The sequence below is a fragment of the Pseudomonas sp. AC169 genome, from assembly GCF_979258515.1.
Window position 1 is genome coordinate 5,879,690 of the sequence record NZ_OZ409866.1, and the last position, 13,255, is coordinate 5,892,944.

General features: G+C 61.0%; 7 protein-coding genes. All 7 read left to right on the forward strand.

The window, feature by feature from the left end:
- Positions 1-103 precede the first annotated feature (103 nt).
- The 7 genes from ACZZ0G_RS26240 to ACZZ0G_RS26270 all read left to right on the forward strand — a co-directional run bounded on the left by ACZZ0G_RS26240 (position 104) and on the right by ACZZ0G_RS26270 (position 13,225).
- Positions 104-1,549 carry a serralysin family metalloprotease gene (locus ACZZ0G_RS26240; RefSeq protein WP_463558135.1) on the forward strand — a complete coding sequence of 482 codons (1,446 nt, stop codon included), beginning with the start codon at positions 104-106 and terminating at the stop codon, positions 1,547-1,549.
- Positions 1,550-1,642: 93 nt separating this feature from the next.
- Positions 1,643-2,071 (forward strand): AprI/Inh family metalloprotease inhibitor, encoded by a 429-nt coding sequence (locus ACZZ0G_RS26245; RefSeq protein ID WP_463558136.1) that lies wholly within the window; start codon positions 1,643-1,645, stop codon positions 2,069-2,071.
- A gap of 202 nt (positions 2,072-2,273) precedes the next feature.
- On the forward strand, positions 2,274-4,049 hold the full coding sequence (locus ACZZ0G_RS26250; protein ID WP_463558137.1) for a type I secretion system permease/ATPase: 1,776 nt from the start codon (positions 2,274-2,276) through the stop codon (positions 4,047-4,049).
- Positions 4,046-5,395, forward strand: coding sequence for an HlyD family type I secretion periplasmic adaptor subunit (locus ACZZ0G_RS26255; RefSeq protein WP_123449744.1), 1,350 nt, complete (start codon positions 4,046-4,048; stop codon positions 5,393-5,395). The genes ACZZ0G_RS26250 and ACZZ0G_RS26255 overlap by 4 nt, the downstream gene beginning before the upstream one ends.
- A 2-nt stretch (positions 5,396-5,397) precedes the next feature.
- On the forward strand, positions 5,398-6,768 hold the full coding sequence (locus ACZZ0G_RS26260; RefSeq protein ID WP_463558138.1) for a TolC family outer membrane protein: 1,371 nt from the start codon (positions 5,398-5,400) through the stop codon (positions 6,766-6,768).
- A 267-nt stretch (positions 6,769-7,035) separates the two neighbouring features.
- Positions 7,036-9,987 (forward strand): autotransporter serine peptidase EprS, encoded by a 2,952-nt coding sequence (eprS, locus tag ACZZ0G_RS26265; RefSeq protein ID WP_463558139.1) that lies wholly within the window; start codon positions 7,036-7,038, stop codon positions 9,985-9,987.
- 160 nt (positions 9,988-10,147) lie between these two features.
- Entirely contained in the window at positions 10,148-13,225 is a 3,078-nt protein-coding gene (locus ACZZ0G_RS26270; protein WP_463558140.1) for an autotransporter domain-containing protein, read from the forward strand.
- The last annotated feature ends 30 nt before the right edge of the window (positions 13,226-13,255 follow it).

Genomic DNA, 13,255 nt, shown 5'->3' on the forward strand with positions numbered 1-13,255 from the left:
GTCAGGTTTCTTACGCCTTCATTGGGCGAGTGATAGGACGACCTCGCCAGAGATCGTCCTGTCGGACAAAAACTGTTCCATTGCTAAACAAGGAAGTGTGTTTATGTCGAAAGTAAAAACGAACGCTATTGATACCGCCGAACAGGCTTTCCAGCTGTCAGCCTTCAGCTCGGCGTATAACCAGATCAATAGCTTCAGCCATCAATACGATCGTGGTGGCAACCTCACGGTCAATGGCAAACCCTCCTTTTCCGTCGACCAGGCCGCAACCCAGTTGCTGCGCGACGGCGCTGCCTACCAGGACAAGGACGGCAGCGGCAAGATCGAACTCACCTATACGTTCCTGACCTCGGCATCGTCCAGCACGATGAACAAGCACGGGATCACTGGGTTCAGTCAGTTCAGTGCTCAACAACAATCCCAGGCCAAGCTAGCCATGCAATCCTGGGCTGACGTGGCCAATGTAACCTTCACCGAGAAAGCCACCGGCGGTGACGGTCACATGACCTTCGGTAACTACAGCGGTGGCCAGGATGGCGCTGCAGCGTTCGCTTATCTGCCAGGCACCGGCGCCGGTTACGACGGCACTTCGTGGTACCTGATCAACAGTGGCTACACGCAGAACAAGAATCCGGATCTGAACAACTACGGTCGTCAGACCCTGACTCACGAAATCGGTCACAGCCTGGGTCTCGCTCACCCTGGCGACTACAACGCCGGTAATGGCAACCCGACCTACAACGACGCGTCCTACGGGCAAGACACCCGCGGCTACAGCGTTATGAGCTACTGGAGCGAAAGCAACACCAATCAGAACTTCAGCAAGGGCGGCGTCGAAGCGTATTCGTCCGGTCCGCTGATGGACGATATCGCTGCCATCCAGAAGCTCTACGGTGCCAACACCACCACCCGTACCGGTGACACCACCTACGGCTTCAACTCCAACACTGGCCGCGACTTCCTCAGCGCTTCATCGTCGAGTGACAAAGTGGTGTTCTCGGTGTGGGACGCGGGCGGCAAGGACACTCTGGACTTCTCCGGCTTCACCCAGAACCAGAAGATCAACCTCAATGACGCCTCGTTCTCCGACGTTGGCGGCCTGGTGGGCAACGTGTCCATCGCCAAGGGCGCGATCATCGAGAATGCCATTGGCGGTTCCGGCAACGATCTGCTGATCGGCAACAGCGTGGCCAACGAACTCAAGGGCGGTGCCGGCAACGACATCCTTTGGGGCGGCGGTGGTGCTGACAAGCTGTGGGGCGGTGCCGGTTCGGACACTTTTGTGTTCGCCGCCAGCTCGGACTCCAAGCCAGGTGCCATCGATCAGATCCTCGATTTCGTCAGCGGTCTGGACAAAATCGACCTGACCGGTATCACCAATGGCGCCGGCCTGCACTTCGTCAGCAGCTTCACCGGTTCCGCCGGTGACGCGATCCTGACGTCGTCGGGTGGCAACAGCCTGCTGTCGGTGGACTTCTCCGGGCACGGCGTGGCTGATTTCCAGGTCAGCACCGTGGGCCAGGCAGCGACCAGCGACATCGTGGCGTGATGTAGCAGTGGAAAGCGGCGTGTGATGCGCCGCTTTCTTTGCTTGCATCGCGTTGATCGGTAAGCAAGGCTACACGCCGGAGCGAATATTCCCATGATCTGTAAAGCTTTTACCTACAAGGCAATGGCGTGGCTTTCGGCGGCGCTCATCATGATTTCAGGAGAAACCGGTATGGCAAGCAGCCTCAGACTCGAAGAACCCTCGGTGTTGGCCGGACAGTGGCAAGCGACGTTGTCTACCCACAATGATGATCCCCAAGCGCAAAAGCAGCAGGACAAACCTTCGAACACTTGCCTTTTGGAACTGGAAAAAAACCAGACCCTGGGCCAGGGCGCCGATTGTGTCGGTGCATGGCTTGAACAAACCCCGATCGGCTGGTTTGTCGATCCTGACGGTCTGTCGATTACTGGCAAAGAGGGCTCAAGAATCCAGTTCTTCAGCCGACAACGTGACGGGCTTTATCTGACCACTTTGAAGTCGGGTCTGGTGATTACGCTTGAGCGCGCGGCGCAACAGCCATGAATATCCAAACGGCGACAAAGTTTTAATATAAAGCGCCACGCGATGGTTATAAGTAACGCTGAGTGGCAACTGCACCGCATTTAATTGCTGAAGTTGTTATGAAAGTGTAAGCGGCAAACCAAAAAGCAAGTTCCGACGTCGTGCGGATAATTAATTCGAGTCTCGCCAATGAGTGGCGAGAGATACTTTCCAGGAATAACCAATGAAGATGGCGAAGGCCCCAGCCACCGCTCCCTTATTCAAGGCCTTGGGTGACTATAAAAGCATCCTGATCAGCGTCGGCTGCTTTACCGCGCTGATTAACGTGCTGATGCTGGTGCCCTCCATCTATATGCTCCAGGTCTATGACCGGGTGCTGTCGTCGCAGAACGAAACGACCCTGGCGATGCTGTCGCTGATGGTGGTCGGCTTCTTCGCTTTTATCGGCCTGCTGGAAGTGGTGCGCAGCTTTATCGTGATCCGCATCGGCAGCCAGTTGGAGCGCCGCTTCAACCTGCGCGTCTACCAGGCCGCGTTCGAGCGCAACCTGTTCAAGGGCGAGGGCAACGCCGGGCAATCGCTGGGCGACCTGACGCACATTCGCCAATTCGTCACCGGACCGGCGCTGTTCGCGTTTTTCGATGCGCCGTGGTTCCCGGTCTATCTGTTTGTGATCTACCTGTTCAACGTCTGGCTCGGCGTACTCGCCACGGCAGGCGCGTTGTTGCTGATCGGCCTGGCTTGCCTCAACGAATACATGACCAAAAAGCCGTTGGGCGAAGCCGCCGGTTATTCACAGAGGTCCAGCCAATTGGCCACCAGCCACTTGCACAACGCCGAAACCATTCAGGCGATGGGCATGCTCGGTTCCCTGCGCAAGCGCTGGTTTCAGGTGCACTCGCGTTTCCTCGGTCTGCAAAACCAGGCCAGTGATACCGGTGCAGTGATCAGCTCGTTGAGCAAAACCCTGCGTTTGTGCCTGCAATCGTTGGTGCTGGGCCTGGGCGCCTTGCTGGTGATCAAGGGTGACATGACCGCCGGGATGATGATTGCCGGTTCGATCCTGATGGGCCGCGTGCTCAGCCCGATCGACCAGTTGATAGCCGTGTGGAAACAGTGGAGCGGGGCGAAGCTGGCTTACCGCCGTCTCGATGCGCTGCTGCAAGCCTTCCCGCCGAGTGACGACGCCATGGCGTTGCCAGCGCCGAAAGGCCAGATCACCTTCGAACAAGTCAGCGCCGGCCCACCGGGGCAACGCGCGGCGACTCTGCAAATGGTCAATTTCAATCTGAATGCCGGCGAAGTGCTCGGCGTGCTCGGTGCATCCGGCTCCGGCAAGTCGACCCTGGCCCGCGTGCTGGTCGGTGTCTGGCCGACCCTCGGCGGTACCGTGCGCCTCGATGGCGCGGATATTCATCGCTGGAATCGCGACCAACTCGGCCCGTACATCGGCTACCTGCCGCAAGACATCGAACTGTTCAGCGGCAGCATCGCCGAGAACATCGCCCGTTTCAGCGACGCCGATCCGCAGAAAGTCGTCGCCGCTGCGCAACAGGCTGGCGTGCACGAAATGATCCTGCGCCTGCCGCAGGGCTACGACACACAACTGGGCGAGGACGGCAGTGGTTTGTCCGGCGGCCAGAAACAACGCGTGGCACTGGCGCGTTCGATGTATGGCACGCCGAGTCTGGTGGTGCTGGACGAACCGAATTCCAACCTCGACACCGTCGGCGAAGCCGCGCTGGCCAGCGCCATCGCCGCGCTGAAAGCCCAAGGCACTACGGTGGTGCTGGTGACGCACCGGTCTTCGGTGTTGGCCCAGGCTGACAAGTTGCTGGTGCTCAACGACGGTCGTTTGCAGGCATTCGGTCCAAGTCAGGACGTGCTCAAGGCACTCTCCGGTCAGCAGGATCAACAACGGGAAAAAGCTGCACAAGCACCGGGCGGGCTCAGCATGAGCCGACAGTATCAGCCCTCGACAAGGAATACGGGTGTATGAGCAGCGCCAGCATGAACACTGAAAACGAAGCGAGCATGGAACACGCCTACATCACCGAACGCCCGGAGCGCGACGCGAAGTTTTTCGCGCGCATGGGCTGGATTCTGGCCATCGTCGGCGCTGGCAGTTTCTTCACTTGGGCGGCATTGGCGCCGCTGGATCAAGGGATTCCGGTGCAGGGCACTGTCGTCGTGTCGGGCAAACGCAAAGCCGTGCAGTCGATGAGCAGCGGCGTGGTCAGCCGGATTCTGGTGCGCGAAGGCGAAATCGTGAAGCAGGGCCAGCCGCTGTTCCGCCTCGATCAGACGCAAGTCGCCGCTGACGTGCAGTCGCTGCAAGCGCAGTACCGCATGGCCTGGGCCAGCCTCGCGCGTTGGCAGGCCGAGCGTGACAACCTCAAGCAAGTGACCTTTCCCGCAGAACTGAGCAATGATCCCGATCCGCGCCTGGCGCTGGTGCTGGAAGGTCAGCGCCAACTGTTCAGCAGCCGTCGCGAGGCGTACTACCGCGAGCAGGCCGGGCTGCGTGCGAGCATCGAAGGCGCCACCGCGCAACTGGCCGGCATGCGCCGCGCCCGCACCGATCTGAATGCCCAGGCCGACTCGCTGCAACAGCAGTTGAGCAACCTGCAACCGCTGGCCGACAACGGTTACATCCCGCGCAACCGCTTGATGGAATACCAGCGTCAACTGTCGCAGGTGCAGCAGCAACTGGCGGAAAACACCGGTGAAAGCGGCCGCGTGGAGCAGGGCATCCTCGAATCGCGGCTGAAGCTGCAACAGCACAGCGAGGAGTATCAGAAGGAAGTCCGCACGCAACTGGCCGACGCGCAACTGAAAAGCGTGACCCTGTCCGAGCAACTGACCTCCGCCGGTTTCGACCTGCAACACAGCGAGATTGTCGCCACCGCCGACGGTGTCGCGGTCAACCTCGGCGTACACACCGAAGGCGCCGTGGTGCGTCAGGGTGAAACGCTGCTGGAAATCGTCCCGCAAGGCACGACGCTGGAAGTGGAAGGGCACTTGCCGATCAACCTGATCGACAAGGTTGGCGCGCATTTGCCGGTGGACATCCTGTTTACCGCGTTCAACCAGAGCAAAACCCCGCGTGTACCGGGCGAAGTCAGCCTGATTTCCGCCGACCAGATGGTCGACGAGAAAACCGGCGTGCCGTACTACGTGTTGCGCAGCAGCGTCAGCGATCAGGCCATGGAAAAACTCAACGGTCTGGTGATCAAGCCCGGCATGCCGGCAGAAATGTTCGTGCGCACCGGCGAACGTTCACTCCTCAACTATCTGTTCAAACCGCTGCTCGACCGGGCCGGCTCCGCGTTGACCGAGGAATAAGGATGTTCGGCTGTATGAATAAGCTTTCCATGCTCGGGGCGGCAATGATGCTGCTCGCGAGTCACTCAGCAGTGGCGGCCATGGGGCCGTTCGAGATCTACGAACAGGCGTTGCGCAATGATCCGGTGTTCCTCGGGGCGATCAAGGAACGTGATGCGGGTCTGGAGAACCGTGCGATTGGCCGCGCCGGCCTGCTGCCGCGTATCGGTTACACCTACAACAAGGGCCGCAACTCGTCGAAAGCCACTTCCCTCGATGAGCGTGCACGTAACCGTACCGATGATCGCAACTACAGCAGTTACGGCTCGGCCCTGACCCTGCAACAACCGCTGCTCGACTACGAGGCTTATGCCGCGTATCGCAAAGGTGTCGCGCAGTCGTTGTTTGCCGACGAGAACTTTCGCGGCAAGAGCCAGGAGTTGCTGGTTCGCGTGCTGGATAACTACACCAAGGCATTGTTCGCACAGGATCAGATCGACATCGCCTTGGCGAAGAAGAAAGCGTACGAGCAGCAGTTCCAGCAGAACGAACACATGTTCAAGCAAGGCGAGGGCACGCGCACCGATATTCTTGAAGCCGAGTCGCGCTATGAGCTGGCGACTGCCGAAGAGATCGAGGCGCGCAACGAGCAAGACGCCGCGCTGCGGGAACTGGGTGCGTTGGTCGGCACGCCAGCGGTAGACATCGGTGATCTGGCGCCGCTGGATCAAAACTTCCAGACCTTCGCGCTGATGCCTGCCAATTACGACACCTGGCATGAAATGGCTATCAGCAATAACCCGAATCTGGCTTCGCAGCGTCAGGCCGTGGAAGTCGCGCGTTACGAAGTGGAGCGCAATCGCGCCGGGCATCTGCCGAAAGTCAGTGCTTACGCTTCGATGCGCCAGAACGAATCGGAAAGCGGCAATACCTATAACCAGCGTTACGAAACCAACACCATTGGTTTTGAAGTCAGTGTGCCGTTGTATGCCGGTGGCGGGGTGTCGGCGTCGACGCGTCAGGCCAGTCGCACCATGGAGCAGGCCGAGTACGAGCTGGATGGCAAGACGCGTGAGACGCTGATCGAACTGCGTCGGCAGTTCAGTGCTTGCTTGTCTGGGGTGAGCAAACTGCGCGCTTATCAGAAAGCGCTGAGCTCGGCGGAAGCGTTGGTGGTGTCGACCAAGCAGAGCATTCTCGGTGGTGAGCGGACCAACCTCGACGCGTTGAACGCCGAGCAGCAGTTGTTTACCACCCGCCGTGATCTGGCGCAGGCGCGGTACGACTATTTGATGGCCTGGACCAAATTGCATTACTACGCCGGGACCTTGAACGAGCAGGATCTGGCGCGGGTGGATGAGGCTTTTGTGGTCGCTCAACAGCCCTCACCCTAACCCTCTCCCAGGGGGAGAGGGGACCGATCCGGGGATATTCGAGAAGTACGTCGACCTGATCGAGCGTCACTGAATCCGAGATCGATTAGCTCCGTTTGCCTTGGCGAGGATGTGCTCTACCGAATCCATAGTCGACCCGGTTTTCCAGGTCGATGCATGACGCAAGCCCACTCGGTCAGCTCCCTCTCCTGGGGGAGAGGGCTGGGGTGAGGGGAACAGGCAACACCGCAAAGAACCTGCATAAAACAATAAAAGTGAGTGGTGAACATGGACGTACGCATCAAGCCGATTTCGGTCGGAACGCTGTTGCTTGTGATTTCTGCAACTCCGGCGCAGGCCCAATACCTCGAAAGCGGCCAACCCGGCGATCCCGGCAGTTGGCGCAGCGCCGAATTTCTCCGCGACTGGGGTCTGAACCGCATGCAGGCCGAGCAAGCCTACGCCGCCGGCATCACCGGCCAAGGCGTGAAAATCGGCGCCCTCGACTCCGGTTTCGATGCCACCCACCCGGAATTCGCCAGTGACCGCTATCACCCGGTGACGGCCACTGGCAGCTACGTCGATGGCTCACTGTTCAACGTCGACGGCACCCTCAATCCCAACAACGACTCCCACGGCACCCACGTCGTCGGCACCATGGGCGCCTCGCGCGATGGCAGCGGCATGCACGGCGTGGCGTACAACGCGCAGATCTACGTCGGCAACACCAACAAGAACGACAGCTTTCTGTTCGGCCCCAATCCCGATCCGCGTTATTTCAAAGCGGTGTACGACGCGCTGGCCGATGCCGGCGTGCGCGCGATCAACAACAGTTGGGGCAGCCAGCCGCCAGATGTCAGTTACCGCACCCTCGCGGATGTGCAGAAGGCTTACGCCCAGCACTACAACCAAGGCACCTGGCTTGACGCGGCGGCCGATGTCTCGCGGCGCGGGGTGATCAACGTGTTCAGCGCCGGCAACAGCGGTTATCCGAATGCCAGCGTGCGTTCCGCGTTGCCATACTTTCAACCGGATCTGGAAGGTCACTGGCTGGCCGTGTCGGGCCTCGATCAAAGCAATCAGCAGAAGTACAACCAGTGCGGCATCGCCAAATACTGGTGCATCACCACGCCGGGGGCGAAGATCGACAGCACTGTTCCCGGTGGCGGTTACGCGATCAAGTCCGGTACCTCGATGTCGGCGCCGCATGCGACCGGCGCGCTGGCGCTGGTGATGGAACGCTACCCGTACATGAACAATCAGCAGGCGCTCGAAGTGCTGCTGACCACCGCGACGCAACTGGATGGTTCGGTCACCGATGCGCCGACCGAGCGCGTCGGTTGGGGCGTGGCCAATCTGAATCGGGCGATGCGCGGGCCGGGGCAGTTGCTCGGTGCGTTTGACGCCAGTCTGGGTGCCGGGCAGCGCGATGTCTGGAGCAATGACATCTCTGACAGGGCGCTGATTCAGCGGCAGAGTGAAGACCTCGCAGAGCACGGTGCCTGGCAGCAAACCCTGCAAGACAAGGGCTGGCAGAACGGCGTTGCCGCTGGCGCGAGCCAACAGGATCAGACCGACTACGCAGTCGGCACCGCTCGCGATGCAGCCGCGGCGAATCGTGTGTATCAGGGCAGCCTGATCAAGTCCGGCGGTGGGCAGTTGATTCTCACCGGCGATAACACGTATCGCGGTGCGACCACGGTCAATGGCGGCTTGCTGACGGTCAACGGTTCGCTGACTTCCGCTGTGACGGTGAACGACAGTGGCACCCTCGGTGGTTCCGGGCGGATCGGTGCGTTGACCGCCAACAGCGGTGCTCGCGTGGCGCCGGGCAACTCCATCGGTACTTTGAACGTTGCCGGTGACGTGACGTTCGCGCCCGGTTCGACCTACGCCGTTGAACTGTCGCCAACCAGCAGCGACCGCATCGTTGCCGGCGGCACCGCCAACATCAGCGGCGCCACCGTCAGCCTGTCGCTGGAAAACAGCCCGACGCTGCTCAGCACCACCGAAGCGCAAAGCCTGCTCGGCCGCCAGTACGACATCCTGCAGGCGGCCGGTGGGGTTCAGGGCCAGTTCGGTGCCGTGCTGCCGAACTACCTGTTTATCGGCGGCAGCCTCGATTACGCCGCCAACGGTATTCAACTCGGTATCGAACGTAATGCGACACCCTTCGCCAGCGTCGGGCAAACGCCAAACCAGCGCTCGGTGGCCGTTGCCGTTGAAGGTCTGGGCGCCGGCAACGCGGTGTACGAAAGCCTGTTGCGCTCGCCAACACTCGCTTCGGCGCAACAAGCGTTCCAGCAATTGAGTGGTGAAATCTACCCGGCGTTGAGTTCGATACTGATCAACGACAGCCGCCAGTTGCGTGATGCAGTGGGCGAGCGTTTGCGCGATACCGATGCTGCGCAAAGCAATGGCTGGATCAAGGCGCTCGGCGCTTGGGGCACGACCGATTCGAGTCACGACACGGCGGGCTACAACACTTCGATTGGCGGTCTGCTGGCCGGTGTCGATGGCGCGCTGGATGAGCAGACGCGCATCGGTCTGGTCACCGGTTATAGCGACAGTTCGCTGAGCATGGGCTCGGGCACGCATTCGTCGGCCAAGGTCGACAGCTATCACCTGGGCGCGTACGCCGGCCGTGAAATCGGCGCGTGGCGCTTGAGCACCGGCGCGGCATACAGCTGGCATCGCGCCGATGTGAAACGCGATCTGCAATACAGCGACCTCAGTGCCAAACAGAAAACCAAGGTCGATGCCACCACCACGCAGGTATTCGGCGAAGCGGCTTATCGCCTGCACCTGCAACCACTGGCGCTGGAACCGTTCGCCAACCTGGCTTACGTGCATCTGGACACTGAAGGTTTTACCGAGAAGGGCGACGCCGCGGCGCTGAAAAGTTCGGGTGATCAACGTGACGCGGTGCTGAGCACCCTCGGCGTGCGGGCGATCAAGACCTTCAATCTTTCGCCTCAACAATCATTGGACGTGAGCGGCCACCTCGGCTGGCAGCACAGCCTCAGCGACATCGATTCCGAGCAGCATTTGCGCTTTGCCAGCGGCGGCACGCCGTACGCGGTGGAGAGCTCGGCGCTGATGCGTGATGCTGCGCTGGTTGGCGTGCAGGCCAGCCTAGCGTTGAGCAAGGACGTGCGCGTCAACCTTGATTACAACGGACAACTGGCCAATCGCGAGAAAAGCCATGGCGTCGGGCTGAGCCTGAACTGGCAGTTCTAATCCCACACTGATCGTTCCCACGCTCTGCGTGGGAACGCAGCCCGTGACGCTCCGCGTCACTGGACGCAGAGCGTCCCTAGAGGCATTCCTTTGCTGCGCGTGGGAACGATCAGAGCTGAAGAGACGGATTTTTCGCAACATCACTAAGGAAGGTCGCTGGATGAATAACAACAATACCCCCGCGCAAACGGGAGGCCGCTTTGCCCTGAAAACCCTCACGCTCGCCGTACTCTGTGCAATCGGCACGGCACACGCTGCGCCTTACGTGGAGAGTGGTCGCACGGGCGATCCGTCGAGTTGGCGCAGTGCCGAGTTTCAGGCCGACTGGGGTCTGGGCGCGATTGGTGCCGATCATGCTTACGCCGCCGGTTACACCGGCAAAGGCGTGAAACTGGGGATCTTTGACCAGCCGGTATATGCCGCGCACCCGGAGTTTTCCGGCAGCAATAAAGTCGTCACCCTGGTCACCAGCGGAATCCGCGAATACACCGACCCGTACATCCCGGTCAAAGCCGGCGATGCGTTCCGCTATGACGGTTCGCCCTCGGTCGGCTCCGACGGCAAACTCGGCGCCCACGGCACCCACGTCGGCGGTATCGCTGCGGGCAGTCGCGACGGCGGTCCGATGCACGGTGTGGCGTTCGGTGCGCAGATCATCAGCGCCGACAACGGTGACCCGGGCCCGGAAGACGGCATCGTTCGCGGCAACGACGGCGCGGTGTACAAGGCCGGTTGGGATGCGCTGATCGCCAGCGGCGCGCGGATCATCAACAACAGTTGGGGCATCGGCATCACTGACCGTTTCGACCTCGGCGGGCGTAATCCGGCGTACCCGCACTTCACCGTCAATGACGCGCAAGTGCAGTTCAATGAGATCCGCACACTGCTCGGCACCAAGCCCGGCGGCGCTTACGACGGCGCAATTGCCGCCGCGCGCAGCGGCATCGTGACGATCTTCGCCGCCGGCAACGATTACAACCTCAACAACCCGGACGCCATCGCCGGCCTCGGTTATTTCGTTCCGGACATCGCGCCGAACTGGATCACCGTCGCCGCGTTGCAGCAGAACCCGGACCTGGCCAGCGCCAATCCGTACATCATGAGCACGTTCTCCTCGCGCTGCGGCTACACCGCGAGTTTCTGCGTCTCGGCGCCGGGCACGAAGATTTTCAGCTCGATCATCGAAGGCACCAACGCCGACAACCTGACCACCAGCTACAAGAATTACAACGGCACCTCGATGGCCGCGCCGCACGTCGCCGGTTCCATGGCGGTGCTGATGGAGCGCTTCCCGTACATGACTGGCGATCAAGTCGCCACGGTACTGCGCACCACGGCTACCGACCTCGGCGCGCCGGGCATCGACGCCTTGTACGGCTGGGGCATGATCAACCTGCGCAAGGGCATCGACGGCCCGTCGATGTTCGTCACTGAACAGGACATTCCGGCGGAATTCCGTATCGACGGCGCTTACGGCTCCGGCCAGTTTGTCGCGGACCTGCCGGGCATCGGCGCGATCATCGATCAGGGCAAACCGACCGAACGCGTGTGCACCGACATCACCTGCGGCCTCGATACGTGGCGCAACGACATTTCCGGCCACGGCGGTTTGACCAAGCAAGGTATCGGCACGCTGGTGTTGACCGGCAATAACACTTACAGCGGCCCGACCCTGGTCAATCAGGGCCGCCTGGCCATCAACGGTTCGCTGCAATCGGCGGTGACGGTGAATGACGGCGGTATTCTTGGCGGTAACGGCCACATTGGCGCGCTGTCGGTGAACAGCGGCGGTACGGTGGCGCCGGGTAATTCCATCGGCACCCTGAACGTGGCCGGTGACGTGACATTTGCACCGGGTTCGACCTACGCCGTAGAGCTGTCGCCGACCAGCAGCGATCAGATCATCGCCACCGGCAAAGCGGTCATTGAAGGCGCCACCGTGAGCATGTCGCTGGAAAACAGCCCGACGCTGCTGAGCACCAACGAAGTGCAAAGCCTGCTCGGCACTCAGTACAACATCCTGGAAGCGGCCGGCGGCATTGAAGGGCGCTTCGGTCAGGTGTTACCGGATTACGCCTTCCTCGGCGGCACGCTGGCGTACTCGGCCACTGGCATCCAGTTGGCGGTCGGTCGAAACGAGGCTTCGTTCGCCAGCGTCGGTCTGACGCCAAACCAGCGCGCCGTGGGTGCGGCGGCTGAACGGCTGGGCGCTGGCAATGCGCTGTTCGAAACCCTGTTGCTGTCGCCGAATGCGGCGTCGGCGCAGCAAGCCTTCAAACAGTTGTCCGGCGAGATCCATCCGGCCATTGGCACCATGCTGATCAATGACAGCCGTTACCTGCGCGAAGCCGTGGGCGAGCGTCTGCGCGAGCGTGATCTGTTCAACGCTGGTGCACCGACCGATGAGCGCAGCAACGCCTGGGTCAAAGTGTTGGGTTCGTGGGGCGAGAGCGATGGCGGGCATGACAATGCTGATTCCAACAGCTCCATCGGTGGCCTGCTGGCCGGTGTCGATGGCCTGATCGCTGAAGATACCCGTCTGGGTTTCGTTACCGGTTATAGCGACAGCTCGTTGAGCATGGGCAGCGGCACGCATTCGTCGGCATCGGTCGACAGCTACCACTTGGGTGCGTACCTCGGGCATCAGATCGATGCGCTGCGTCTGACCGTCGGTGGCGCTTACAGCTGGCACCGTGTCGACGTCAAACGTGACCTGCAATTCGGGGACGTCAGCGGTAAACAAAAAACCAAGCACGATGCCGCAACCACTCAAGTGTTCACCGAGGCCGCTTATGATCTGGGCCTGCAACCGATGAACCTGGAACCGTTCGCCAATCTGTCTTACGTGCACCTCAATACTGAAAGCTTCACCGAAAAAGGTGACGCGGCAGCGTTGAAGGGCGGTGAGGACAATCGCGACGTGGTGCTGTCGACCCTCGGCGTGCGCGCCAAGCGCAGCTTCGCCCTGTCGGATCAGCATCAACTGGAGCTGGGTGCGAGCCTCGGCTGGCAGCACAACCTGAACAACGTTGATGCCGACAGCCATCTGGCGTTTGCCAACGGCAACAGCGCGTTCACCGTGCAGGGCGTGTCGATGGATCGCGATGCTGCAGTGGTCGGCGTGCGGGCGGGTCTGGCGCTCAACCGCGATGTGCGGGTGAACCTGGATTACAACGGGCTGATCGGCTCGAACGAGAAGGACCACGGTATGGGCCTCACCCTCGACTGGCAGTTCTAAGGTGTACCGGCAGCTCTTGGGAGAGCTGCC